Source organism: Acinetobacter sp. 25-47-122, assembly GCF_056779695.1.
Window position 1 is genome coordinate 44,453 of record NZ_JBWYIJ010000003.1, and the last position, 26,749, is coordinate 71,201.

The window sequence follows — 26,749 nt, forward strand, 5'->3', positions numbered from 1 at the left end:
AATGATAGAATTTCAATGAGGTTTTATATTTTTAACATTCGGGTAAACTAGCGCTAGCCGATTTAACCTAATTTTGGAAGATTACTTTGATTATAAGACGTTACCTCGTCAAACAAGTGGTATCTACCTCTGTGGTTGTGATTTCATTGCTTACACTCATCATGTTGGGTGGGCGTTTGATCAAGTATTTTGGCGTGGCAGCTCAGGGTCGAATGGATGCAAGTATTTTATTTAGCATCATTGGCTACCGTCTTCCAGAATTTTTGACATTGATCTTACCTTTAGGTTTTTTCATTGGTCTCATGTTGGTGTTTGGCCGACTGTATGTAGATCATGAAATGGCGGTTCTCAATGGCAGTGGTGTTAGTCGTAATCAATTGGCTCGTTTATTGTTACCTCTCACAGCCATTTATTTGGCCATTCAAACGGTATTAATGGTATGGATGTCTCCATGGGGTATACGTGAATTTGAAAAGCTTACGACGACTCAAGCGGTTCGATCAGGCTTTGATTTGGTGCGTCCAAAAGAGTTTATTTCCTCAGGTCCTTATACCATTTATGCTGGTGCACTTTCAGAAGATCGTAAAAACTTAAAAGAAATTTTCTTCTATCAGCGTGCAGATAAGCCTGAAAAACCTGACATCATGATTTTAGCGAAAGAAGCGACACGTGTTGAAATGGTCGGTGAAACAGCGAGTGTTGTTGATTTAACTCAAGGTCGTCGTTACGAAATTTATCAAGATAGTCCGAAATATAGTCATACCGAATTTGCTTCATATCGTTTGCGTCTTGAAAGTGATAAAGAGGCGAAATTCGAAAGTGGTGATGTAGAAGCGTTACCAATTTCGAAGTTGATTGAAACTCGTGAAGACCCTGTAGTAGCCAGTGAATTGGGCTGGAGAATATTTGTGCCATTTACATTGATTGTGGCATTGATGTTAGCAACGGCATTGTCTGAGGTTACTCCACGCCAAGGACGATATTTAAAATTATTTCCTGCACTCTTAATTTTTGCCAGTTTGATTGTGGCATTAATGGCGATTAAAACCAGAATTAGTAAAGATGAGATTGGTATTTGGGCTTATCCCGCTATCTTGATTGTTTATGCAGTGGGTGCAGCGATTTTCTCGCGTAAACAAAAACTAGCACCTAAGTTAAAAAAACGAATTGAGCAGGTGAAATCATAATGTTGGCACGTCGAATTGTCGCAAAACATGTGACGAAAACCACAGCGCTGGCGATGTTGGGTGCTACAGCGATTTTATCAGCCCTTCAAATTCTTTTTACCTATATGGGTGAATTAGGCAGCCTGAAAGAAGGATATGGAGCTTGGCAAGCGCTTATTCATGTTCTATGGGCTTCACCGCAATATTTATATGAAATTTTACCTATTTCAGCATTGATTGGTGCAGTGCTCGGTTTGGGTTCAATGGCTTCAAATAGTGAGCTGATTGTCATGCGCGCTTCAGGGATTAGCCTGTGGCGTATTGTGGGTTGGGTCATGCGCTCAGCAATGCTCTTGGTATTGCTTTCATTTTTACTCAGTGAATATGTTATTCCTTATACCAATGAGCGGGCGGAAAGTATTAAAGACCGTCGTTCTGTTGCTGAGCTTGGCGAAGTCAAAGGTTATTGGACTAGAGAAGGTCAACGATTTATTTATATTGACTATGCAAATGCGCAAGGGCAGTTACGTCAAGTTGAGATGATGGACTTTGATCAAGATTATCGTCTGAAGTCAGTCTTGACTGCGAATCAAGGTCAATTTGTACAAAATGGACAATGGTCTTTAATTGAAGCCAGTCAGATGGATATTTTTCCTGAAGGCTATTCGAGACTGATTCAAACTCCTCAGCAGGATGTTGCTTTAGCGCTTCAACCTAAATATGTTCATATGGTGACGATTGATCCTGAAGATTTAGCTCCAAGCCAATTGATCAGTTTTATGCGCTATATGGATGAATATAGTCAAGTTCCTAAAACGTATTTACTTGCATTCTGGCAAAAAGTGGCTTCGCCATTTGCATTGTTGGCACTCGTACTGATTGCTTGCTCTTTTATTTTTGGCCCTTTACGGCAACAGTCTATGGGTTTTCGTTTAGTGATTGCGTTATTTGTAGGGCTTGGTTTTTACTACCTACAAGACTTCTTAGGGTACGCGAGTTTGGTGTATTTACCATCTCCAGCTTGGTTTGTTTTTCTGCCAATTGTGCTTATCTTTGCGGTAGGTAGCTATTTGCTATATCGAGCGCGCTAGAGAATTTTTAAATTGAAAAATAGATGGTCTAGATCAATCAAAGCCATCGTGTTCAGATAGAGTCTTAATGAAAAATTCGTTAAGATACGTTGATTAATTTGTAAACAGAAAAGAGTGTATATCATGACGGATGCAACTGCTGGCAAAATCCCTCACGTTTTAGTCATTATGGATGGTGTGGGTCATCGTGAAGCGGTCGAAGATAATGCTTTTCTTGCAGCGAAAACACCTAATTTAACTGCAATGAAACAGAATCATCCACATGGTCTGATTTCAGGTTCAGGTGAAGATGTTGGTCTTCCAGATGGCCAAATGGGGAATTCAGAAGTTGGTCATATGAATCTTGGTGCTGGACGCGTGTTGTATCAAGATTTCACTCGTATTACCAAAGATATCCGTACTGGTGATTTCTATAAACATGAAGTATTGGTTGATGCTGTAGAAAAAGCAAAAGAAAATCAAAAAGCAGTACATATTTTTGGATTGTTGTCTGAAGGTGGTGTTCACTCTCATGAAGACCATATTGTTGCTATGGCAGAGTTGGCACTAAAAAGAGGTGCTCAAGTCTATTTACATGCTTTCTTAGATGGTCGTGATACTCCCCCAAAAAGTGCACAACCATCTTTAGAGAAATTAGATGCATTATTTGCCCAATATCCAGGTCAGGGTCGAATTGCAACGATGATCGGTCGTTATTTCGCAATGGATCGTGACAATCGTTGGGATCGTGTCGAACAAGCATATCGTTTATTAACAGAAGGTGAGGCTGTTCGCGTTGTTGAGTCTGCTGTGGAAGGTCTCGAACAAGCGTATGCTGCTGAAGAGTCAGATGAGTTTGTGAAAGCAACACGTATTGGGGATGTAGCCGCAGTACAAGATGGTGATGCTGTTGTTTTTATGAATTTCCGTGCAGATCGTGCTCGCGAATTGACAAAAGCATTTGTTGAACAAGGCTTCGATGGTTTCGAGCGTAAAGTTGTGCCTCAGCTTGCGAAATTTGTCATGTTAACGCGCTATCAAGCGACAATTGATGCGCCGGTGGCATATATGCCAGAACCGTTGGTCAATTCAATTGGTGAATACCTGTCTAATTTAGGTAAAACTCAATTACGTATCGCGGAAACTGAGAAATATGCCCATGTGACTTTCTTCTTCAGTGGTGGTCGTGAAGATGAGTATCCAGGTGAAAAACGTATTTTGATTCCATCACCAAATGTTGCAACCTATGATTTAAAACCAGAAATGAGTGCTTATGAAGTCACTGATGAGTTAGTGAATGCAATTAATTCAGGTGAATTTGACTTACTCGTTGTGAACTATGCAAATGGCGATATGGTTGGACATACAGGGGTATTCGATGCTGCCGTTAAAGCAGTAGAAGCAGTGGATGTCAGCTTAGGTCGCGTCTATGATGCAGTGATGGCGAAGAAAGGCCATATGTTGATCACTGCGGATCACGGTAATGTTGAACAAATGCAGGACTATGAAAGTGGTCAAGTCCATACTCAACATACAACTGAGCATGTACCATTTATTTATGTAGGTCCAACTCAAGCAAAAATTGCAGAGGGTGGTGTGCTTGCAGACGTTGCACCGACATTATTACATTTAATGCAGTTGCCTGTTCCTGCTGAGATGAAAGGTCGCAATTTAGTGACTTTAGTTTAAAAAATAAGAAGGAATTCAGTATGAATCCATTGTTATTCAAACTCATGTTAGGTCTAGCTTTAAGTTTGAATGGGGTTCATGCTTTCGCTGCTGGATCTAAGGGTCCAGCAGTTGATCCTTTAGAAGAAGACTGGTCATCAAACAGTTCAGAAGTTCCGATTGAATCTATACAGCAGTTTGTTCAGATTTACGGTACGGTAAAAGAAAACTATGTCACTGAAGTCACTGATGATCAGTTATTTTTACAAGCGATCCAAGGTTTGGTGAGTGGGCTAGATCGTTATTCTCGCTATTTATCTCCAGAAGATTATCGCCAGCTCCTCAAATATACCGAGGAGGATTTAGCGAGTATCGATTTTGATCTTAGCTTTGATACCTCACGAGGTTTATGGCAGATCGAAAATTTAGATCCCGATAGTGACTCGGCAAAATTAGGATTGGCCAACGGCGTTACACTTTACAAAATTGATGGACAAGAGCTTAGATTGCTAAACCAAGAGCAAGTCAAAGACTTGCTCAGTGGCTCGATTGGATCAACCATCAGTTTACAAAGATCACCGAACTCATCTCCAATTATTTTAGTGAGAAATCAAAAACTAGATGTTGCCGATATACAAGCACATATGTTGAGTAATCAAGTTTTACTGTTAAAGGTGAAAGTTTTTCAGCAAGATACTGCGAATGAAATTAAACGTTATATCGATGAGCATCATAGTCAACAACTCAAAGCTGTTTTAATAGATCTAAGAAATAATCCGGGTGGATTATTATCTTCTGCTGTGGAAACGGCAGATTTATTTTTAAATCAGGGTTTGATTGTATCTACGCGTAGTCGTTCAGAAGGCGATCAACAATTCCAAGCTTTACCTGGACATGAATTTACAGGGCTTAAAGTCGGAGTATTGATTAATCAACGTTCAGCTTCTGCTGCAGAAGTATTTACTGCGGCAATGAAAGATCATCAACGCGCCGTAATCATTGGTGAAAAGAGTTATGGTAAAGGTGTTGTGCAAAAACTCTTTCCACTTGAAAATGGTGCTGCACTACAAATGACAGTATCTCATTACTTAACACCCAATGGTGTCGAGATTGATGGGCAAGGTATAGCCCCTAATATCGAATATCCTTGGCCGCAGGATATGAAGGAGGAGGTTTACCTCCAACACGCAGCCGATTTGTTGTTAAGAAGCCGTTAAATATCATCAATATCGGGGTGATGCTAAGTTATTCATCTTCAGTATCTAAACCAAATTTTTTTAAACGATATCGTAATGAGCGGAATGTCATTCCCAATTTTTTGGCGGCTAGGGTTCTGTTCCAATGCGTTGAGTTTAACGCGTTGATTAAAACTTCTTTTTCTACTTTCTCAAGGTATTGTTCTAATCCCTCTTCGGGCAAACCTTTGGGTGTCTGAGAAAGTAAATCAGTAGTTGCTTCAATTTGACTATTTGGTTGTTGTGCTAAAGGTAGGGATGTTAAGCCTAATGAAGGGCTTTTAACATGCTCGACGGCTATGAGCTTATCATCGCAAAGTGTAAGTGCACGCTCGATGATATTTTTAAGTTCGCGTACATTCCCTGTAAATGGTTGTTGTTTAAGGAATTGTATCGCCTCTTGAGACAGTTGAGGGGCTTCAATACGCCATTCACTACTGATTTTATCAATAAAATGTTGAGCTAGAACAGGAATATCTTTGGGTCTATCGCGGAGTGGGGTAAGACGTAAATCCATCACATGAATTCTAAAAAATAGATCTTGTCTAAATTTGCCTTGTTGAACCAATTGCTCAAGATTTTGATGGCTTGCACTGACAATCCTAAAATCAACATCAAGCTCTTTATCACTGCCAATCGGACGGATTTTCTTTTCTTGAACTGCTCTCAGCAATTTAGCTTGCATGGCGAGTGAAAGCTCTGCAATTTCGTCTAAAAATAATGTTCCACCGTCAGCTGTTTGAATTAACCCTTGTTTGTCTTGGTCAGCACCTGCAAAACTGCCTTTGATATGACCAAATAATTCACTTTCCATCAGGTCTTCATTCATTGCACCACAATTGATCGCGACAAAGGCATGATCATGACGATTACTGAGTTGATGAATAAGATTCGCAACGATTTCTTTACCAGTCCCTGATTCACCTGTAATAAAGACAGGTGCTTGTGATCGAGCTATTTTTTTGATTGCTGTACGAAGCTGTTGAGTTTGTTCTGAGACACCAATCAGCAGTTGTTCCTCAAGTGGAAGCTGATTGAGATCATCATCCACTGCAGGGGTGTGTAATGCTTTCTTAAGCAATTGATGCAAATGCTGTTGATTAATAGGCTTACTAACGAAATCGAAAGCGCCTGCTTTTAAAGCAGAGATTGCCAACTCCATATTGGCATAGGCGGTCAGTACCGCGATGGGCGTCTTCGGATAGTGCTGGGTGACGTATTTAACTAAATCGATGCCATTGCCATCCGGTAAATTGAAATCGGTGATACACGCATCGTATTTATATTCGCTTAGAAAATGTAGCGCTTGTTTCAAATGATGTGCCATATGCGTTTTAATGCCCATCCGAGAAAGGGTCATTTGCATCAACATGCATAAATCAGGTTCATCATCGACTAAAAGTACTAAAGGTTGTTGTTTTACCATAACCTGATCTTATCCATCTAAACGTCTGTCTTATGGCATGTAATACGAAAACATGCACCTTGCTGTTCTTGCTCGATATAACTCAATTTTGCTTGGTTAGCTTCACAAATACTTTGTGATAAATATAATCCTAAACCAGTTCCATTGGTTTCAGTACTAAAAAATGGTTGAAATAATTGAGATAAATCATGTTGTTGGATGCCTTTGCCAAAATCGATAACATCAATAAAAATTTGATTTTCTGAACAACTGCTTCTGACAAAAATGTACTCTGCGGTCGGATCATTATGACGAATAGCATTACGAATTAAATTAATCAGAACTTGTCGCAGTTGGATTTCATCAAAATAAACTTCAAGATTAGCTTCAAGCTGTAATTGAATATGAGAACTGATATCTGCTAAATCTTGGTGAATAAGATCATGCATAAACTGTTCAAAATGAATTAGTACACCAGCAGTTTTTTTATTCTTTGCCATATCCAATGTGTCTTTGACGATTTTATCAATACGTTTTGCTTGCTTGGCAATCATTTGATTGAGCATACGTTTTTGTTCTTCATCCGAATCATCATTAAGTTCATTAGCTTGTACGATTGCCGCTAAAGGATTACGTATTTCATGTGCAATGCTGGCTGATAATTGACCAAGAGAAGCTAATTTCATTTGTTGAACTTTCTGATTAAGCTTTTGCGCATCTTCCAAAATTAATAGCGTGAGTGCTTGTTGAGGTGTAACCAATTTTTGAATACGAATATCAACCGTATAGGATGATTGATGCGATTCAAATTGAAAGCGCTCTCCATGAGCCACTAATGTGTTTTTGAGAATTTCATAGAGATCTGGTTGAAAATTGGCAAGATTATATTGTTCATGAGCATACAGTGGCGAAATACCGAGTAGGGAACATGCAGCAGGATTGCAGACGATAATTTTACAGTGATCATCTAAGACCAGATAACCAACTTCGATTTGCTCAAGAATATAACGATTAATATTTTGTAATTTAAAGAGTTCGTTAGCTTGATGTGTATTGACCGATTCGAGTACTTGAAACCGTTGTATTGATACTTGACCAATGCCATGAACCACAAAAAATAAAAAGGCAAGAAAGGCACTGTCACCAATATTATTTAGACTTTCAATGGAGAACAAACTACCAAAAAACTGTTGATATACGACCCCAATCACCGCAACCAATGTGATGAATAAGGCTTGGTTTTTACTGAGTAAAAAATTTGCTGCAAAGACGGAAATGACAAACAATAACCCAATTGCGATATTGGGGCCACCGAGTGCAAAAGTAAGGGTATTTAGAAAGAGCAGGTCAACTGCAAATAAGGTGATAATTTGTTTAGAAATGGCTTGTGGTAAGTATTTTAAAACGATCGTTTGTACAATGCTGCTTGCGACATAAAGGAGTAAAGCGTAAAAATAGATTGATTCGTATTGATAAAAATAACGTTCAGAATCAATAGTCAGTAGGAATATGAGCGTTAAGCTTAGGGCGATAATGACACGATAACTTGAATATAGCGTTCCAAGACGGTAGATCGTTTGGTAAATAGAAATTGAAGCAGCAGACGTCATTGGAATACTCAGATCAAATTAAGGCTTAATCAAACCATAACGAATTGCCAAATGAGTCAGTTTGACATCACTATCGATTCCTAATTTTTCAAATATACGATAGCGGTAGGTATTCACTGTTTTTACGCTAACAAAGAGTTTGTCTGAAATTTCTTGGGCACTAATACAATTCACAACCATCATCGCGACTTGCATTTCACGTTCAGAAAGTGCGTCAAAAGGAGAGGTTTGTGTATCAGATAAATAAGAACTCGCAAGCTGTTCAGCAATATCTGCACTGAAGTATTTACCACCTTGCATGACTTTATTGATTGCACGCACCATTTCTGTGATTGGAGCTCCCTTCGTGATATAACCACGAGCCCCTGCTTTTAACAGTAGTGATGGATAGGGTTCTTCCGCTAGACCACTGACGGCGAGAACTCTGGTGTCAGGCGCTGTTTGTAATAAACGTCGAGTGGTTTCTACGCCACCGATACCAGGCATATTCACATCGAGCAAGACGACATTAGGGTGGTGTTGACGAACAAGACTAATGGCTTCTTCACCGGACTCTGCTTGACCAATGACTTGAATATCTGCTTGATCTTCAAGCATACGACAAATACCTGTACGAACTAACTCATGGTCATCTACCACTAATACCGTGATCACAAACACCTCCTCTGAAATCTATTCTTACTTTTTTGTTACATGATGCAAAAACTGCTTGCATTGGACTAACAAAAATAGCAATGCTATTCCTAATCTTTACTAAAATACTGTGCATAATCACGTGGTTTAATATTAATCACGTTTGTACCTAAATGTAAGTCATATTTGAGGTGATTAGCAATGATGCAAAATGCCTCCGTAAGATGAGTAAGTTATCGTGAAAAAACAGAAATTAACGCTAATGCATGTGCTGACTACATCAGTACTACTCTCTATGAGCTCATTGAGCTTTGCAGAATTAATTAATCATGCTAATTCTGCACCGGGGCAGGCGAGTATCAGTTGGTCATCTGAAGATGCGAGCCAATTCTTAAATAATGATAGTGTCAAAGCCTCTACTTCCTCATCAGAAGAGTATACACCTCAAGCAACGACCACAATTACAACAACAATTCGTAAATCTACAGGTCCTGCGACCTCAACATCACCAACCACACAGGTTCTTGATAATAGTCGCTATAGTAATCAACCTTCAGTGAACGCGCGTGCAGCATTGGTCATGGATGCAAATACAGGTGAGGTCTTATTTAGTAAGAACACGAATACTGCTCTACCGATTGCGTCTGTTACAAAGTTAATGACAGCTGTAGTGATTGCAGATGCACAATTAAATATGTCCGAAAATATTACCCTGCAAAGCATTGATTTTGCAGGTGCGGGTGGTAAAAACTCAAGCTCGACATTGCGTGTAGGTGACACAATGAATCGTGCTGAAGCCTTATTATTCGCTTTAATGAAATCTGAAAATCCTGCAGCTGCGGCTTTGGCTCGAACATATCCAGGAGGTCGTGCGGCTTTCGTCTCTGCTATGAATAATAAAGCACGTGCCTTAGGGATGTATTCATCTAAATTTACTGAGTCTACAGGTCTAGATCCTCGCAATGTTGCTTCTGCGCGGGACTTGGGCATCTTGGTGAGTACCGCATCACAGTACGGTCTTATTCGTCAATTTTCTACGACGCCAACCTATGACTTTAACCTCGGTTATCGTGTGTTGAAATCGAACAACACGAACTCTCTCGTTCGTAACGGTGGCTGGAATATTAACATTTCAAAGACGGGATTTATTAATGAGGCTGGGCGTTGTGTGGTGATGCATACGACTTTGAATAATCGTCCAGCTGTAGTTGTGCTTTTAGGAGCAAGCAATACTCAAGCTCGTAATGATGATGCTGTTCGCTTAATGCGTTGGACCAGTCAGTTACCACGTGCGATCTAGACCATAAATAAAAAACCCTGCATCTGCAGGGTTTTTTATCATGCAATCTTACATATTAGACAAAATTGAATCGCGTACTTGATCCATCGTTGCATCAATTGAAAGCATGACTGCATCAGAACACTGTTTGATAGCAGTATCAGGATCTTTAAGACCATTACCTGTTACAGTACAAACAATGACTGAACCTTCAGCAATTTTGCCCGCTTTAATATCGCGGATTGCACCACCAATCGAAGCTGCAGAAGCTGGCTCAACAAATACACCTTCATACATAGAAAGCAAACGTTGAGCTTCTAAGATTTCAGCATCTGTTAATTCATCAAACCAACCTTGAGAGTCACGTACTACCGCTTTCGCATGGTTCCAGCTTTGTGGGTTACCAATACGGATTGCTGTTGCAACAGTTTCAGGGTTTTGAACAGGTGCACCACGTAAGAATGGTGCTGCGCCAGAAGCTTGATAGCCAACCATCGTCGGTAAATCTTCAGGTTTAGGACCAGTGAATTGATCAGTTTCAGCATCATAAATTACTTGCTCAAATTGATCCGCAGGTTGGTTTGCAACAGCTTCTGTATAACCCATCCAGTGTGCAGTGATGTTACCTGCGTTGCCTACTGGTAAGCAGTGATAGTCAGGTGCACGACCTAATTCATCAACGATTTCGTATGCAATCGTTTTTTGGCCTTGCAAACGGTAAGGGTTGATTGAGTTTACGATAGTTACAGGGGCTTGGTCAGCAACTTCTTTAACAAGGCGCATACCGTCATCGAAGTTACCACGAATTTGCATTGTGATCGCACCATACATCATTGCTTGAGCCATTTTACCCATTGCAATTTTGCCTTCTGGAATTAAAACGAATGCTTTAATACCAGCGCGAGCAGCATAAGCGGCAGCGGCAGCAGAGGTATTACCTGTAGATGCACAGATAATCGCTTTAGAGCCTTCTTCAACCGCTTTAGTGACTGCCATGGTCATACCACGGTCTTTAAATGAACCAGTCGGGTTTAAGCCTTCGTACTTCACATAAATTTCAACATTTTTGCCAATTAAACGTGGAATATTCGCAAGCTTAATCAGTGGTGTATTACCTTCGCCTAGGGAGATTGCACGAGTAGTTGCAGACACTGGTAAACGGTCGCGATAACGGTCAACTAAACCAGTGTAACGATTGGCATTAGACATGATGATGTTCCAATTGTGTGTAGAGCTGGAGAGGGCAGCAGTACCCTCTACCCGAGATGATTAATTATCAAGCGATTCTAAACGAATTCGTACAATTTCGCCATGGATGACGGGTAATGCTTGAATTTGTGAAAGCGCTTCATCCATTTTTGATTCAACAATAGGATCTGTCAGAATCACGATAGGAATAAGGTCTTTTAAGCGAGGTTGCTGCATAATGGCATCAATACTGATTCCTGCACGACTCAAGATCGTAGTAACTTCAGCAAGTACACCTGTTTGATCTTCAGCATTAATGCGGATGTAGTAACCCGTTGTCATTTCTTCACGACTTAGAATTGGTAAGTCTGTGAGTGCTTCAAATGCTAATTGTGGAATAGTTCCAGCACCGTCTTCAGTATAAGAAATGTCACGAACGATATCGACAACGTCAGCGACTACGGCAGAAGCAGTTGGACCAGCACCAGCACCAGCACCATAATATAAAGTTGGGCCGACTGCGTTCGCTTGTACGAGAACAGCATTTTTAACGCCGTTTACATTTGCGATCAACTGATCATCTGGAATGAGCGTTGGGTGAACACGTAATTCAATGCCTTTTTCTGCACGACGTGCAATACCTAAATGCTTAATACGGAAGCCAAGATCTTCAGCATACTTCACATCTTGTGCAGTAACTTTACCAATTCCTTCAGTAAAAACTTTATCAAATTGAAGTGGAATACCAAATGCACAAGAAGCAAGAATGGTTAACTTGTGAGCAGCATCAATCCCTTCTACATCAAAGGTTGGATCTGCTTCAGCATAGCCTAGTTCTTGCGCTTCTTTCAGAACGTCCGCAAAAGCACGCCCTTTTTCACGCATTTCACTTAGGATAAAGTTGCCTGTGCCATTAATGATGCCTGCAAGCCATTCGATTTTATTGGCAGCTAAGCCTTCACGAATTACTTTGATAATTGGAATACCGCCAGCAACAGCTGCTTCATAGGCGATCTGCACAGCATTGTCTTCAGCAAGTTTAAATAATTCGTTACCATGTTCAGCTAAAAGCGCCTTATTTGCAGTGACAACTTGTTTGCCATGAACAATTGCTTCTTTGATGACTTCATAAGCAGGGTGAATACCACCCATGACTTCAACAACAACATCAACATCAGGTTGACGAACGATATCAAGAAGGTCGGCACTTTGTTTAACTGAGTCTGGAAGATTTAAATCTGGGCGAGGGCGACGAGTACCCACATAAGTAATTTGAATTTCACGACCGGTGCGACGTCTAATTTCAGCAGCGTTTTCTTGTAATAGTTTAAGGGCACCACCACCTACGGTTCCTAGACCGAGTATTGCCAGACGAACTGGTTTCACGTCACACTCCAAAAAATATGTAAAATTTTATTGAACCTAGATCATAGCTAAAAAAAGAGGCAGACTCTAGGGTCAATCGAGTTAAATATTGATGTATAAAAAGCAGTAATTTATCTCATAAATATTAGTTATTTAAGCTACGTAGTATTTCATCTGCTGTCATGTATCCACCAAGATAAACACCTTCTGAGCTGTAAATTGCAGGCGTTCCATTTACACCCATTTTTAAACCCATTTGGTACTGATCTTTAACAGGATTTTCACAGTTGGTATTGTTTAATTGTTGACCTGCAATAGCTTGATCAAATGCAGTTTTACGATCTTTACTACACCAGACACTTTCCATTGCTGGGAAATACTGTTCTCCACGTGGCCACGCGATATAACGAACTTCAATTCCTTTAGAATTGATTTCATCCATATGTTCATGCAATTTATGGCAGTAAGGGCAGCTGATATCTGTAAAAACGTAAACGATATGTTTGGTTTTAGATTTAGCTGGATAAATAATGAGATCTTCAGCTTTTAACTGGCTTAGTAACCCTTTACTCAATGCCGACTGGAAGGATTGTCCAATATCTTCAACTTTTTTATTACCTAAACGTAGTAAATCACCTTGGAAAATATATTGACCATCTGCAGTAGTGTATACCGCAGTCATACCCTCTAAATTGACCCAGTAAAGATTTGGTACTTCGGTTGGTTTAATGTCGATAATTTTGGCATTGATATTTGCGGTTTTAAAATTTTTCTCTAACTTTTGAATCAAGCGTTGTTGCGCATTTCGCTCAGTTAAATTTGATGCTTGGCCGGTTGCTGGAGCAGTTGCCGTTAAAGTACCATCTGATTTTTGTGTGTCTTCAGATTTGGAGCATGCACTCATAAAAAGCGTCGTTGCAAGGGTAGAAGCGAATAAAATTTTCGAACGGGTAAATAACATAAACAACCCTTTTAAAGTTTTCAGCATTATTTTTACTGCGCTAAGCATAACAAAAAATATTCTCAAATCGTAAATTATAGCTCAGTGCTACAAAATTCAGATCGATGACTTAGCCACGGGGATGATGCTGAGCATGAAGTTGTTGCATGCGAATTTGTGCAACATGCGTATAAATTTGTGTTGTCGATAAATCACTATGCCCGAGGAGCATTTGTACCACTCGGAGATCTGCACCGTGATTGAGCAGGTGAGTTGCAAAAGCATGTCTTAATGTATGGGGGGATAGCTCTGTCGCTATACCTGCTTGGAGGGCATAACGTTTGATGGCATACCAAAAGTTTTGACGGCTCATAATCCCGCCATGTTGGGTCAGAAATAAGTAATCTGTAGCACTTTTATAGAGTTGTGGACGAGCTTCTGCTAAATATTTTTCAATCCATTCCACAGCAATTTGCCCCAAAGGAACTAAACGTTCTTTATTTCCCTTGCCCAAGATTCGCAAAAAACCCTGATTGAGATTGATGTGATCTATTCTTAAATTAATCAGTTCGCTCACGCGTAAACCACAAGCATAAAGGACTTCAAGCATCGTGCGATCACGCAAGCCTAACGCTGTGTTTGTATCTGGTGCTTGAATGAGTGATTCAACATCTTGCTCAGATAAATCTTTAGGTAACGCTCGTCCTAACTTGGGTGTTTTGTGTGCGGCTATAGGATTATCTGTTCTTAAATTTTGCTCTCTTAAAAATTTATAGAAAGACCGAAGTGCCGATAAAGTGCGAGCAATTGATCGAGGACTTTTTCCTTGTTTGGTGAGCTCAATCAGTACATCTGAAATATCATCATGTGACCATAAGTTCATGGGGCTGGTTAACAGAGTACTGCATTGGACTAAATCTGTGAGATAGGCATTTCGGGTGTGCGGACTAACAGACTGAGCGATTAAATAATCTCGAAATCCGTGTAAGAACGAAAGTTGTTCTGGAATTTGGATGGGGGCTGGAATTCGAGGTTTCTTATTAATCATAGGGATATTCGATTGAGAAATTCGATTGATTTAATTGAGATTATCTAATGTAGTGTAATTTTCTATGCATGTCGATGTGTTATAAGAAGATGCGAATCATTCTTGATGAGAATGCGGTAATAATTCTCATTTGTATGTATACTGTTCAAAATTTTTTAGGGTTAGGTACGGTGCGTTTATCTGATTTGAAAGTCAAACAATCTGCCATCATTACGCAAGTGCATCGCACTGTAGATGGTACTTCTACAGATATGGTGGCAAGTCGTTTAGAAACGCTAGGATTTGTTGCCGGAACTAAAGTACAAGTCATTACGAAAGGACTGTTTGGCGGCGATCCAATTCTCATTCAAGTGGGTTTTACTCGCTTTGCCTTAAGAAAAAATGAAGCACAAAAAATTGAAATAGAAGGAGTGTCGGCATGAGCGATGCGTTGCGTGTTGCCCTTGTTGGTAATCCTAACTGTGGTAAAACTTCATTATTCAATCATTTGACTGGAACACGCCAAAAAGTAGGTAACTATGCAGGTGTAACCGTTGAGCGAAAAATTGGTCACTTCACGCTAAACTCAGGTAAAGCGGTTCGTGTTTTAGACTTGCCAGGAACGTATAGTTTAGACGCAACTAGTCCAGATGAAGAAATCACCCGTGATGTTGTTTATGGGAAAATTGCGGAAGAAGGTCATCAAGATGCATTTTTATGCGTTGTTGATGCAACCAATCTGAAGTTGCACCTTGGTTTAGTTTTGGAGTTGATCCAATTGGGTCGTCCAATGCTACTCGTACTTAACATGATGGATGAAGCTCGTCGTCGTGGAATGCAAATAAATACCCAAAAGCTTTCTGAGCGCTTAGGCATTCCAGTTGTAGAAACGGTTGCTGTGCGTCGCTCAGGTATTGAAAACCTGATGAATGCGCTAGATCATGGCAAATATGCTGTTCCTCAAACTGAGCTGACAGGTTTGAAAGGATCTGATCACGACAAAGTTGAAGCGATTGTCAAAGATGCCGTTCAATTTGTTGAATTTGATGATAAACGTTCAGTTTTTCTCGATAAAATCTTTCTGCACCCAGTACTTGGTCTATTCAGTTTAGCGGTGATGATGTTCATCATTTTCCAAGCAGTTTTTGCTTGGGCGGCACCCTTCATGGATGGTATTGAGACGTTCTTTGGCTGGTTGGGTGAAGTCGTTGGTGAGAATATTGCACATCCATTACTCAATAGTTTAGTGGTTGATGGAATTATCGCGGGTGCAGGTGGTGTAGTTGTCTTTTTGCCTCAGATTCTCATCTTATTCTTCTTTATCTTGGTGCTTGAAGAATCAGGTTATTTACCCCGAGCGGCATTCTTACTTGATAAGTTGATGTATAAAGCAGGTCTTTCGGGACGTGCATTTATTCCATTACTGTCGAGTTTTGCGTGTGCAATTCCTGGAATCATGGCATCACGGACTATTAGTGATCCAAGAGACCGTTTGACCACGATCTTTGTTGCGCCATTGATGACTTGTTCAGCTCGTTTACCCGTCTATGCGTTGTTGATTGCAGCTTTTGTGCCTTCTCAAACGGTTTGGGGACTATTTAACCTTCAAGGTTTAGTGCTGTTCGGTCTATATATGGCAGGGATTGTGAGTGCACTGATCGTATCGTTTGTGTTGAAGTTTTTCCAAAAAGATAAATCTCAACATATGTTATTGATGGAACTTCCAAGCTATCGTTTTCCAGATTTGAAAAACGTGTGGATTGGCTTGCTTGATCGAGCAAAAATCTTTTTGAAGCGAGTCGGTGGAATCATCTTTGCGCTTTCTATTTTGTTGTGGTTCTTGTGCACATTCCCACAACCACCAGAAGGTGCAACCTTACCTGCGATTGATTATTCATTTGCGGGGATGTTAGGTCATTTGATGCAACCAATCTTTGCGCCATTAGGCTTTAATTGGCAGATCTGTATTGCCTTAATTCCAGCCATGGCTGCGCGTGAAGTTGTCGTTGCTGCTTTAGGCACGGTGTATGCTTTGTCTGCTGTTGATGAGGATGCGATGTCGGAAGGCTTGGCATCACTGATTAGTAGTGGTGGGGATTTGGGCTGGTCTTTAGCAACAGGATTATCACTTTTGGTCTGGTTCATTTATGCACCACATTGTTTGGCGACATTAGCGACAGTGAAACGCGAAACAGGTTCTTGGAAGACAGTTGGCTTGATGACCGTCTATTTATTTGGTTTAGCGTACTTTATGTCGTTCTTGACCTATCAAGTCGCGACCAGCGTGTTAGCTTAAATCTGAAGAGTTGAGGAGACTGAGATGATTGAAATTCTAATTATTACGGCATTGGTCCTTTGGAGTGCATTGGTCGTATTCAAAAAGGTTTTTCCACAGACGTCAAATTCAGTCTTTATGAAATTGTCAGATGCCACGGAAAGAAAAGGGTGGAAGGCACTATCAAAGTGGCTTAAACCCAAAATGACTGCTGGATGTGGCGGAAATTGCGCTTGTCCTGTTTCAGACAAGGAAACACCCAAGTTAAACCCTCAAGCTGTGAAATGGAAGTAGTTTACTTCAATAAAAAAACCGCCTAAATTGGCGGTTTTTTTACGCATGGACACAAAATAATGTCAAGATTATGAAATCAAAAAAAGCATTCAAAGCAGCAAAGTGCTAACATTTCGGCAGTTTCTAATTAGACTAAAATATGGGGCAGAAATGTTAATACAGCGTGGTGGATTAAAAGTTGTCGCAGGACTCGGAATTTCGGGTGTTGCTGCGGTAAATTTTCTACATGAAAAAGGCTATCACGTTGCAGTAACAGATTCGAGGACCTCTCCACCTGGACATGATCAAATTCCACCTGAAGTCCAAACTAGCTTTGGGAAATTTGACGAAGAAATGTTGTTGTCTGCTGAGGAAATTATTATCAGTCCAGGGCTTGATCCTAAACTGCCAGTGATTCAAACAGCACTTGCACAAGGCATTCCTGTTGTCAGTGAAATTCAAATTTTACGACGTGCGACTGAAAAGCCTATTGTTGCAATAACAGGTTCTAATGCAAAAAGTACAGTGACCACCTTGATCGGCTTAATGGCGAAATATGCAGGCAAAAAAGTTGCTGTAGGGGGGAATTTAGGACGTCCAGCCTTAGATTTAACCAAAGATGATCCAGAGCTATATATCTTAGAACTATCCAGTTTCCAATTAGAAACTACATCGAACTTAAATGCTGAAGTTGCTGTCGTCTTAAATATGAGCGAAGACCATCTCGATCGTCATGGCGATATGATGGGATATCACACTGCCAAACATCGTATTTTTCAAGGTGTCAAGAAAGTGGTCTTCAATCGGGATGACTCTTTGACACGTCCTTTAGTACCTGATGCAACGCCAATGCAGAGTTTTGGGCTCAATGCACCAGATATGAATCAATATGGTGTACTCAGAGATACTGATGGCACGATGTGGCTAGCAAGGGGGCGTGAACGTTTATTGAAAAGTTCTGAGATGTATATTCAAGGGACACACAATGTCGCAAATGCACTTGCGTGTTTAGCTTTAGGTGAAGCGATAGGTCTACCATTAGAGGTCATGCTCGAAACTTTGAAAACCTTCAAGGGGTTGGAACATCGCTGCGAATTTGTCAAAGAAGTGCAAGGTGTTCGTTATTATAACGACTCAAAAGGTACAAATATTGGGGCAACCTTAGCAGCATTAGACGGCTTAGGTGCGGCGATCGCAGTACAGAAAGCTAAAGTTGCCATCATTTTAGGTGGTCAAGGTAAAGGGCAAGATTTTAATGCTTTAAGAAAATCATTAACGGAATTTGCAAAACTCGCGGTACTCATTGGTGAAGATGCGCCAGTGATTGAACAAGCAATTCAAGGCACAACCACAATTCTTCACGCTACATCATTAGAAGAAGCCGTAAAATTATGCCAAGCAAATACACAGCAACATGATGTGGTATTGCTTTCGCCAGCATGTGCAAGTTTTGATATGTTTACAGGCTATCCACAACGCGGACATCAATTTGTTGCTTGTGTGAATGCGCTGCACGAAGAACAATAAGGACGAAGATATGGCTGAGTCAGCTCAGACAACGATTGATAAAGTGAATAAAATTTACCAACGTTGGTTACCACGTATTCCAAGTGAAATTACATCAAGGAATGTTCTAATTTTTTGTGTGATTGCACTGCTCTGTATTGGAACGGTGATGGTTGGTTCAGCTTCTATGCCTTACGCAGAAAGATTGCATGAAAATCCATTCCACTATGTCATCCGCCATGCCATATCCATCGTGGTTGCGTTTGTCGCAGCAATTTTGGTTTATCGTGTTTCGTTAAATACCTGGTTTAATAACACATTTCCGTTATGGATGATGACTATGGCATTGCTTGTCGCGGTGTTATTAGTCGGTTCGGAAGTGAACGGTTCGACGCGTTGGATTCGAATCGCAGGATTTACCTTCCAGCCTACTGAAGCTGCGAAAGTGATGATGGCTATTTTTACTGCAGATTATGTTGTCCGTCGGGCAGAAGAAGTGCGGAATAATGTGAAAGGGCTGGCACGATTAGCAACAGTAATGCTATGTACAGTTGGTTTGATTATTGCTGAACCTGACTTAGGTGCAACGGTAGTGGTTGCCTTAACGATGTTAGGGGTGTTCTTTCTTGCAGGTGCGCCACTAATCCAGTTTGGTATTGCATTGGGTGCCATTATCATGGCATTTGTAGTGCTGGTTGTGTTCGAGCCTTATCGTTTCGAGCGTTTAATGTCTTTTACCAATCCATGGGCAGATCCTTTAGGTTCTGGTTATCAGCTTTCAAATGCGCTTATGGCCTTTGGACGTGGTGAATGGTTAGGGGTAGGCTTAGGCCATAGTATTCAAAAAATGTCTTATCTACCTGAGGCGCATACGGACTTTATGTTGGCTATTTTGGCAGAAGAGTTCGGTTTCATGGGCATTACGGTTGTTCTCGCACTGTCATTTCTTATGGTGGGTGCGTGTATTCGAATAGGGCATCGTGCCATTCAGCATCAATTTTTGAGAGCGGGTTATTTGGCTTACGGGATTAGCATTATTTTTGTTCTGCAAATTATGGTAAATGCTGGCATGAATATGGGGCTGCTCCCAACTAAAGGTTTAACTTTACCATTTATTAGTTATGGTGGTTCATCTCTGATTATGTGTGCTGTCATGGTCAGTTTAATGCTGAAAATTGAAGCAACAACCCAAGAAAAGAATCAGGCCAAGGAAGTATCTAGTTTTTAAAATACACGATTGTATCTTAAGCATTCAAATCTGATGATGGTGGAGTACTATTTTGCTGCAACACCATCGTTGGCATATGTGTGCCACAGTTTAAACAGGTGACTTGACCAGATTTGGGTTTTGATAGTGGAATCAATGGAATAAAAAATAAAGAAAAATAATTGCGTTGTTGTTTAATTTCATAATTGCTATATGTACGACAGACTGGGCATAGAAATTGCCCTTTTTCCGTTTTGATGGTTTTAGGTCCTACCCCAAAAATAAAAAACATAATGAACTCCTGATTAATCTATCTAAATGGAATTCAAAAACATTTTCAGCTGAATAACAAGCATGATTCTGTATGGACACTATTCAAAAACACCTTGTATGGTGGTGCCAACTGGAATTTTCTTACGATCCCATTGTTGAATTGCCTGTAGAAGCATGCGATTTGGTTGATCTAGATCAACTGGATCTTGTCCTAATGCGTGAATAGCTTTGTTCAAGAGTTGGGGGGCTTGGGTGAGATCAAGTGCTACAGCTAAATTTTGCTTAGAAAGCTTTGTACCATCTTTATTCATTGCTAGGGGCAAATGCATATACTGAAGTTCAGGGTAGCCCAATAATCGCCCTAACCAAATTTGTCGTTCAGTGTTATCTAGCAAATCAGCACCACGCACAACATGAGTCATTCCTTGTAGATAATCATCCACAACCACGGCGAGCTGATAATTAATAATACCGTCGCGACGTTTAAGAATAAAATCTCCTAATTCATTGGTCAAATTAGAGCAATGCTGACCTTGTAAAAGATCCTCAAAACAAATCAACTCGTCTGATGTTTTAACCCGAATGGCTTGTTGATCGTGTGGTAGTTTTAAATCGCGGCAAGTAGCGCTATAGATATGATTAGAGCCTAAGATTTTGCGTGTACATTGGCAGGCATAGGTGAGGTCACGTTGCTGAAGATCATTTAAGACAGATTCATAGATGTTTAAACGGTCTTTTTGAAAGATAATTTCGTCATCAAACTCGAAACCGAAAGCTTCAATACATGACAAGATATGTTCTTCACTACCAGGATATATGCGAGGGATGTCTGTATCTTCAATTCGTACAACCCATTTGCCTGCATGAGATCTTGCTTCACAATAGCTTGCAACAGCTGTAATGAGTGATCCAAAATGAAGAGGGCCGGTTGGCGATGGCGCAAACCGACCTACATAAGCCATCCTGTTGTCCCCCTCCTTTATCAAAGGAGGGGTTAGGGAAGGATTATTAAATAACATGATTAACCGTTATTTTGTTTCTCTTTAATTTCAGCTAAAGTTTTGCAATCAATGCAAAGCGTCGCTGTTGGACGAGCCTCTAAACGACGTAAGCCAATTTCGATCCCACAGGTTTCACAGAAACCATAGTCATCATTTTTGATTGCTTCGATAGATTGTTCAATTTTGCGAATTAACTTGCGTTCACGGTCACGAGTACGAAGCTCAATCGCAAACTCTTCTTCTTGCGTTGCACGGTCATTTACATCAGGCAATGCAGTATTTTCATCTTGCATTGTATTTAATGTTCGATCCACTTCTGACATTAACTCGTCTTTCCATGCCAATAAAATTTGACGGAAATGCTCAAGTTGACCTTCAGACATGTATTCTTCATTTTTTTTCGGCTGATAAGGCTCGATGCCAAATAGACTCGCTGTAGTACCGCCTTCGGAAGTCTTTGGCTTGGTCTTACGCACGCGTTTTACTTTTTCAGCAACTACGTTGTTTTCTTCCAAGACTTGATTTTGGTTGTCATTCGCCATAAAGGGCATTCCTCATCATATGCGTGTTTGCGTACGCAAAAAATATGGTGATATGCAAGTGTTTTTATCGCTTCCGATAGATTGTTGCTATCGGGGGCGTCATCATATAGATTTTTTATCAAAGATGAAAGCTATGAATATCTGTTTTGGACTGTTCAGATTCCATTCGGACAGATAACTTAATCCAAAACACTTTAAAAGAAAAGCTAATAACCTGAAATTTCTTTATTAATATTTTGCGCAAAATTTTGTAGGCGATGAACACGTGTTTCAAAGCTACCATCAGCTTTCAATAGCAGGCTGCGATAGCCTGGTGCAAGGTCATCAAAGGCAAAATCTTCAGTCTTTGGTTTAAACTGAACAGAGGTAGAAGGCGTTGATAAAAATTGAATATTTTTCCAGACATTCAACGAATCTTGGTGCACATGTCCAAAGATCACTGCTTGAATGTGTTGATATTCTGCCATGATCTGTGTCAATTGATCTGAATTTTTTAAGATGTGTCGATCAATCCACTTGGAATTCATTTCAAGTGGGTGATGATGACACGCCAAAATGACTGGGTGCTGCTGTGTTTCCTGAAGAATCATTGATAAATGATTCAATTGTTCTGCTTTAATCCAACCATCTACTTTGTGGGGCACAGCACTATTTAATAGGACGATTTTCCACGTTCCGAAAGTTAACACGGCCGGTATAGGATCAGGCGCTGCAAAAGGAAAATATTCGGCATCATCATGATTGCCTGGAATTTGATAAAACGGAATATTCAAATTTTTCATGAAACTCAAATATCGCTGATAAGTTGCCTCATGTGGTACCTGTGCCAAGTCACCTGTATGAATAATCGCATCAATGTCTTGATAGCGATTTAAAATATCATTGATCACTGCATGAAAACTTTGTTCAGGATTTATCTGAACAAACGGCGTGTCAGGATGATCCATGAGATGGGTATCGGTAATTTGGATAATGAGCTGATCATTTTTATTCTGTTTGATTAAAGGCGTCATAAATTACCTCAGCGCTATAGAGGTAGTAGCAATGTGCTGTTTGAGCCATTGCAGAGCCATGATGACAGGTGCATTACACAATCGTTTGGATGCCAATAATGGTTCAAGATCTGAATAAGCTAAGATATGCAGTTGGATATTCTCACCTTCATCTGGCATACCATGAATACCGCCTTGCTCAGGAAGATCTGCTTCTGCAACATACAAATGAAAAACTTCATCGCACGCACCAGCAGAAGGGTAGAAGGTAAATAAATGTTCCAGATTACGAATTTCACAACCAGATTCTTCTAAACTCTCACGCTGAATACATGTTTCAGGTGATTCATCGCCATCTAATACGCCTGCAATGATTTCTAGTTGCCATGGGGAGATAGGATCATCGATTGCACCAATTCGAAATTGTTCAATCAGTGCAAAGCGCTTGAGCGCATCATTGTAGATGAGTACACCAGCAGCTTCTTTACGATGCACTAATTCACGATGAATTGTTGGGGTATAAGTATTCTCACCAAATAAACGATGTGTGATGCTCACTTTCTCTATACGAATGAATCCTTGATAAAGGGATTCGCGAGAATGGACCTTAAAATCTTTATTATTGTAGGTGGCTTTTTCAAGAATTTTCATTCGTATACGTTAGGACAAAAATTTATTTCATCCTAACTGAGATTGCATTAAAGAAAAACAGGTTTTTTAATTTTTACAGCTTCTGATACAACTTTTGTCCTTGCTTATGATACTCATTTTTCATCGCGTTGAGACCTGATTCAATCTCTTGATTTAACTTGAGATCTAGATTATCAGACTGCTGATTTTGAGCGTATTCACGCACATTTTGGGTAATCTTCATTGAGCAAAATTTAGGTCCACACATCGAACAGAAATGCGCTGATTTATGTGCCTCTTTAGGCATGGTTTCATCATGCATACTACGTGCTGTATCAGGATCTAAACTTAAGTTAAATTGATCTTCCCAACGAAACTCAAAACGTGCTTTTGAAAGCGCATTATCACGGACTTGAGCACCTGGGTGTCCTTTGGCGAGGTCTGCAGCATGTGCTGCAATTTTATAGGTAATAATGCCATCTTTGACGTCCTTTTTATTGGGTAGACCTAAATGCTCTTTAGGTGTTACGTAACAAAGCATCGCTGTTCCATACCAACCGATCATGGCTGCACCAATTGCTGAAGTAATATGATCATAACCAGGTGCAATATCTGTTGTTAATGGTCCTAATGTATAAAAAGGTGCTTCTTTGCAAACCTCAAGTTGTAAATCCATATTTTCTTTAATCATATGCATAGGAACATGACCAGGACCTTCGATCATGACTTGTACATCGTGTTCCCAAGCTCGATGGGTTAATTCTCCTAATGTACGTAGTTCGGAAAATTGGGCTTCGTCATTGGCATCTTGAATGCACCCAGGGCGTAAACCATCACCTAAGCTGAATGAGACATCATAGGCTTTCATGATCTCGCAGATTTCATCAAAATGGGTGTATAAGAAATTTTCTTTATGATGTGCAAGACACCACTGTGCCATGATTGAACCACCGCGTGAAACGATGCCCGTTAAGCGATTGGCTGTGAGAGGAACATAGCGCAATAAAACACCAGCATGAATCGTGAAGTAATCAACCCCTTGCTCAGCTTGTTCGATTAAAGTGTCTTTAAAAATTTCCCATGTAAGATCTTCTGCGATTCCATCCACCTTTTCTAATGCTTGATAAATCGGAACAGTTCCAATAGGTACAGGAGAATTTCGAATAATCCACTCGCGTGTTTCATGAATATTTTTACCTGTAGACAAATCCATGATGGTGTCAGCACCCCAACGTGTTGCCCATGTCATTTTTGCTACTTCTTCATCAATGGATGAACCCAGTGCTGAGTTGCCAATATTGGCATTGATTTTCACTAGGAAATTTCGTCCGATAATCATCGGTTCGAGTTCAGGATGATTGATATTGGCAGGAATAATGGCACGACCTGCAGCGACTTCTTGGCGTACAAATTCAGGTGTAATTTCTAATAAATTTTTTGCACCAAAGTTTTGACCAACATGTTGGCGAGTATCCACACCTTCGCGTTGCTTTTGGTTTTCTCGAATCGCAATGTATTCCATTTCAGGCGTGATAATACCCTGCTTAGCATAATGCATTTGCGTAACGTTATGTCCTGGTTTAGCTCGACGAGGTTTCTGGATATGTGCGAAACGAATGCCAGCTGTACGAATATCTTGAAGACGTTCTCGCCCAAATTTTGAGCTTAATGTCGCGAGTTGTTCTGTATCTGCGCGCTCTTCAATCCATGTATCTCTGAGGTTTGGTAGGCCTCGATTTAAATCAATTTGAATCTCAGGGTCGGTATAAACACCTGAAGTGTCATACACCATGATGGCAGGATTATACTCACCGCCTAAGCCCGTTGGTGTATCAGAGAGTGCAATTTCACGCATGGGTACGCGAATATCTGGACGAGAACCTTGAACATAGACTTTTTTTGACGCCGGTAAAATGCGGGTGAGATCTTGAGCATCTTGCTCATGTTGAGCAGAGAGATCTGTATTTGAAAGATTCGTTAATTGGTTCATTGCAATGATCCTTATGAATGACATCAACGAATCAAGCACGACCAAAAACGGTGGCGGAATTATCCTGAATGAATAACCGAGAACAAAGTTTTTAGATGGCTTGATTCCTACGCAGGTATTAACCTGATCAGGTTCAACGGTACTCACCATCAAAACAATGTTTTAGGTGATCTCAGCGAGTTATTACTCGCGCTCCGTCAAGCGATGCCAAAATATTAACATATAAAGTCAGATTAAAGTCATCAGACTAGGATGCATAACAAATTGCGTCTTTAAAGCAATTACGACGATTTTCAAGATCAACAGTTTTTAAGTTTAAATAGCGACTTAGCTGTATAAGAACTTGCGGATTTTCATCAGTCTGATTTGAAGTTAATTTACTTTTTTGTTGTGAATCCAGTTCGATAAATTTTAAGAAAAGTCTCGCTTGATCTGCTAAACGACTATTTTTCATATTTGCGAGTTGTTCGATTTCAGCTAAAGCATCGGGAGTAATTTCAACACGTCCTTCAAAATCATGAGAAACAGGATCATGTTTGAGACCTTTAAATAATAGATTTGAATAAAAATGGTAAAGGTACTCTGCATCTAAACGGAAACTGCTTTGAGGATATTTTTTTAGATAATTTTCCCAATACTGGGCACGTCTAGAAATCTCTTGTGCTTCAAGATGAAAATGAGGATCTTCAAATTGTGCTTGCTGATTTTGTTCAGCAAGTTCCTGCATAAATGCTTGTTCTGCCTCAGGGAAATAGGGGGCAAATACTCGTGCTAAATAGTATGGGTTTCTTTGATAAGTTGCTTGGTGGTTAATATCGACGAGATCAATATATGCTTGACCCTTGTGCCGAAGTAAATATTGATCTCGTGGATGTAATTTTTCAATTTGTGATTGTTGAATCGTCGGAAATTGCGACTGGTCATGAGCATATAAATCAAAAGCTTTTTGCTGATCAGCTGATCGATCTATACTTAAGAAATTTCTATACATGATGTCTGCCAAACCGATCAATTCTTTCTGTTCCTGAAATGGCATTAAGGGAAGACAAAGTCGAATATCTTGATTGATTTGCTCAATGGCGAATGTAGTCCGTTGAGCAGTTATCCCGAGCATTTCTTTTTTGAGTTTTTGACAAATGAGGTTGAGATCAGGTGTGGTGTTCTGGTTTTGGGTTGGGTTTGGAGATTCAGTAGGAATTTCTTCGGAAATCGGCTTTTGACACGCAGTTAAGCCAAGACTTACGACCATAAGAGTCAATAATTGACGAATGGGCTTAAACGTGTGCAAAAATGACTTCATTGAGATATCAAAATACAGTTAAAGTGTGAAATGAGGCGCAAATAGATTTTCACTTATTTTAAAACCGTACAGTGAAATTTATTGTAGTTGCTTCGCAATCAAGCGTTAAAGTAATGTATAAAAAACATACACCAATGCGCATAATTCAAAATAATTCTCCGGATTAAATGAAAA

Annotated in this window: 23 protein-coding genes, 2 pseudogenes and 1 riboswitch; of the genes and pseudogenes, 10 read left to right on the plus strand and 15 right to left on the minus strand. The window is 40.1% G+C overall.

Annotated features, from left to right (window positions below; genetic code table 11):
• Window positions 1-86 precede the first annotated feature (86 nt).
• From lptF to AC1M9P_RS03265, 4 genes are all read left to right on the plus strand, one after another.
• The gene (lptF, locus tag AC1M9P_RS03250; protein WP_035263893.1) at window positions 87-1,187 is read left to right on the plus strand and encodes an LPS export ABC transporter permease LptF; all 1,101 of its coding nucleotides are present in this window, start codon (window positions 87-89) and stop codon (window positions 1,185-1,187) included.
• Complete coding sequence (gene lptG, locus AC1M9P_RS03255) at window positions 1,187-2,257, plus strand: LPS export ABC transporter permease LptG (protein ID WP_481586718.1); 1,071 nt, start codon at window positions 1,187-1,189, stop codon at window positions 2,255-2,257. The genes lptF and lptG overlap by 1 nt, the downstream gene beginning before the upstream one ends.
• 123 nt (window positions 2,258-2,380) lie before the next feature.
• The gene (gpmI, locus tag AC1M9P_RS03260; RefSeq protein ID WP_481586719.1) at window positions 2,381-3,925 is read left to right on the plus strand and encodes a 2,3-bisphosphoglycerate-independent phosphoglycerate mutase; all 1,545 of its coding nucleotides are present in this window, start codon (window positions 2,381-2,383) and stop codon (window positions 3,923-3,925) included.
• A gap of 20 nt (window positions 3,926-3,945) precedes the next feature.
• The gene (locus AC1M9P_RS03265; protein WP_481586720.1) at window positions 3,946-5,121 is read left to right on the plus strand and encodes a S41 family peptidase; all 1,176 of its coding nucleotides are present in this window, start codon (window positions 3,946-3,948) and stop codon (window positions 5,119-5,121) included.
• 28 nt (window positions 5,122-5,149) lie between these two features.
• Here the strand turns inward: AC1M9P_RS03265 and AC1M9P_RS03270 are convergent.
• The 4 genes and pseudogenes from AC1M9P_RS03270 to gacA form a co-directional block, all read right to left on the minus strand.
• Window positions 5,150-5,329 (minus strand): annotated as a pseudogene (locus AC1M9P_RS03270) (helix-turn-helix domain-containing protein); the annotation flags it as partial.
• Between the two features lie 107 nt (window positions 5,330-5,436).
• Window positions 5,437-6,565 (minus strand): annotated as a pseudogene (locus AC1M9P_RS03275) (sigma-54-dependent transcriptional regulator); the annotation flags it as partial.
• A 17-nt stretch (window positions 6,566-6,582) separates the two neighbouring features.
• On the minus strand, window positions 6,583-8,154 hold the full coding sequence (locus AC1M9P_RS03280) for a sensor histidine kinase (protein ID WP_035263899.1): 1,572 nt from the start codon (window positions 8,152-8,154) through the stop codon (window positions 6,583-6,585).
• 18 nt (window positions 8,155-8,172) lie between these two features.
• Window positions 8,173-8,808 carry a response regulator transcription factor GacA gene (gacA, locus tag AC1M9P_RS03285; protein ID WP_035263902.1) on the minus strand — a complete coding sequence of 212 codons (636 nt, stop codon included), beginning with the start codon at window positions 8,806-8,808 and terminating at the stop codon, window positions 8,173-8,175.
• A gap of 217 nt (window positions 8,809-9,025) precedes the next feature.
• On the opposite strand from gacA, the gene AC1M9P_RS03290 reads away from it, so the two are divergent.
• Window positions 9,026-10,087 (plus strand): serine hydrolase, encoded by a 1,062-nt coding sequence (locus AC1M9P_RS03290; RefSeq protein ID WP_481586721.1) that lies wholly within the window; start codon window positions 9,026-9,028, stop codon window positions 10,085-10,087.
• Between the two features lie 48 nt (window positions 10,088-10,135).
• On the opposite strand, the gene thrC is transcribed toward AC1M9P_RS03290, so the two are convergent.
• The 4 genes from thrC to xerD form a co-directional block, all read right to left on the minus strand.
• Window positions 10,136-11,275, minus strand: coding sequence for a threonine synthase (thrC, locus tag AC1M9P_RS03295; RefSeq protein ID WP_035263904.1), 1,140 nt, complete (start codon window positions 11,273-11,275; stop codon window positions 10,136-10,138).
• Window positions 11,276-11,335: 60 nt separating this feature from the next.
• Window positions 11,336-12,640: a homoserine dehydrogenase gene (locus AC1M9P_RS03300; RefSeq protein WP_035263907.1), complete on the minus strand. Its 1,305-nt coding sequence runs from the start codon at window positions 12,638-12,640 to the stop codon at window positions 11,336-11,338.
• Window positions 12,641-12,764: 124 nt separating this feature from the next.
• Window positions 12,765-13,580, minus strand: coding sequence for a DsbC family protein (locus AC1M9P_RS03305; RefSeq protein WP_035264087.1), 816 nt, complete (start codon window positions 13,578-13,580; stop codon window positions 12,765-12,767).
• Between the two features lie 109 nt (window positions 13,581-13,689).
• A complete protein-coding gene (gene xerD / locus AC1M9P_RS03310; protein ID WP_035263908.1) occupies window positions 13,690-14,607 on the minus strand; it encodes a site-specific tyrosine recombinase XerD in 918 nt (305 codons plus the stop codon).
• A gap of 170 nt (window positions 14,608-14,777) precedes the next feature.
• Here xerD and AC1M9P_RS03315 point away from each other — a divergent pair, with 170 nt between their 5' ends.
• The 5 genes from AC1M9P_RS03315 (at window position 14,778) to ftsW (ending at window position 19,868) form a co-directional block, all read left to right on the plus strand.
• Window positions 14,778-15,029 carry a FeoA family protein gene (locus AC1M9P_RS03315; protein ID WP_035264089.1) on the plus strand — a complete coding sequence of 84 codons (252 nt, stop codon included), beginning with the start codon at window positions 14,778-14,780 and terminating at the stop codon, window positions 15,027-15,029.
• On the plus strand, window positions 15,026-16,882 hold the full coding sequence (gene feoB / locus AC1M9P_RS03320) for a ferrous iron transport protein B (protein WP_035263911.1): 1,857 nt from the start codon (window positions 15,026-15,028) through the stop codon (window positions 16,880-16,882). The genes AC1M9P_RS03315 and feoB overlap by 4 nt, the downstream gene beginning before the upstream one ends.
• A gap of 24 nt (window positions 16,883-16,906) precedes the next feature.
• Window positions 16,907-17,155, plus strand: a complete 249-nt coding sequence (locus AC1M9P_RS03325; protein ID WP_035263913.1) for a DUF6587 family protein — start codon at window positions 16,907-16,909, stop codon at window positions 17,153-17,155.
• Window positions 17,156-17,305: 150 nt separating this feature from the next.
• The gene (gene murD, locus AC1M9P_RS03330) at window positions 17,306-18,661 is read left to right on the plus strand and encodes a UDP-N-acetylmuramoyl-L-alanine--D-glutamate ligase (RefSeq protein ID WP_035263914.1); all 1,356 of its coding nucleotides are present in this window, start codon (window positions 17,306-17,308) and stop codon (window positions 18,659-18,661) included.
• 10 nt (window positions 18,662-18,671) lie between these two features.
• Window positions 18,672-19,868, plus strand: a complete 1,197-nt coding sequence (gene ftsW, locus AC1M9P_RS03335; protein ID WP_035263915.1) for a putative lipid II flippase FtsW — start codon at window positions 18,672-18,674, stop codon at window positions 19,866-19,868.
• Window positions 19,869-19,884: 16 nt separating this feature from the next.
• Here the strand turns inward: ftsW and AC1M9P_RS03340 are convergent, their stop codons facing one another.
• The 7 genes from AC1M9P_RS03340 to AC1M9P_RS03370 form a co-directional block, all read right to left on the minus strand.
• Complete coding sequence (locus tag AC1M9P_RS03340; protein ID WP_035263916.1) at window positions 19,885-20,139, minus strand: zinc-ribbon domain-containing protein; 255 nt, start codon at window positions 20,137-20,139, stop codon at window positions 19,885-19,887.
• Between the two features lie 79 nt (window positions 20,140-20,218).
• A complete protein-coding gene (gene gluQRS, locus AC1M9P_RS03345; protein WP_035263917.1) occupies window positions 20,219-21,082 on the minus strand; it encodes a tRNA glutamyl-Q(34) synthetase GluQRS in 864 nt (287 codons plus the stop codon).
• Window positions 21,083-21,141: 59 nt separating this feature from the next.
• A complete protein-coding gene (gene dksA / locus AC1M9P_RS03350; RefSeq protein WP_035263919.1) occupies window positions 21,142-21,663 on the minus strand; it encodes an RNA polymerase-binding protein DksA in 522 nt (173 codons plus the stop codon).
• Window positions 21,664-21,869: 206 nt separating this feature from the next.
• Window positions 21,870-22,676 (minus strand): 3',5'-cyclic-AMP phosphodiesterase, encoded by an 807-nt coding sequence (gene cpdA, locus AC1M9P_RS03355; RefSeq protein WP_035263920.1) that lies wholly within the window; start codon window positions 22,674-22,676, stop codon window positions 21,870-21,872.
• A 3-nt stretch (window positions 22,677-22,679) separates the two neighbouring features.
• The gene (locus AC1M9P_RS03360) at window positions 22,680-23,306 is read right to left on the minus strand and encodes an NUDIX domain-containing protein (protein WP_035263922.1); all 627 of its coding nucleotides are present in this window, start codon (window positions 23,304-23,306) and stop codon (window positions 22,680-22,682) included.
• A gap of 73 nt (window positions 23,307-23,379) precedes the next feature.
• Window positions 23,380-25,275 carry a phosphomethylpyrimidine synthase ThiC gene (thiC, locus tag AC1M9P_RS03365; protein WP_035263924.1) on the minus strand — a complete coding sequence of 632 codons (1,896 nt, stop codon included), beginning with the start codon at window positions 25,273-25,275 and terminating at the stop codon, window positions 23,380-23,382.
• A gap of 87 nt (window positions 25,276-25,362) precedes the next feature.
• Window positions 25,363-25,482, minus strand: a riboswitch (TPP riboswitch).
• Window positions 25,483-25,522: 40 nt separating this feature from the next.
• Window positions 25,523-26,575, minus strand: a complete 1,053-nt coding sequence (locus AC1M9P_RS03370; protein WP_212771588.1) for a hypothetical protein — start codon at window positions 26,573-26,575, stop codon at window positions 25,523-25,525.
• Between the last annotated feature and the right edge of the window lie 174 nt (window positions 26,576-26,749).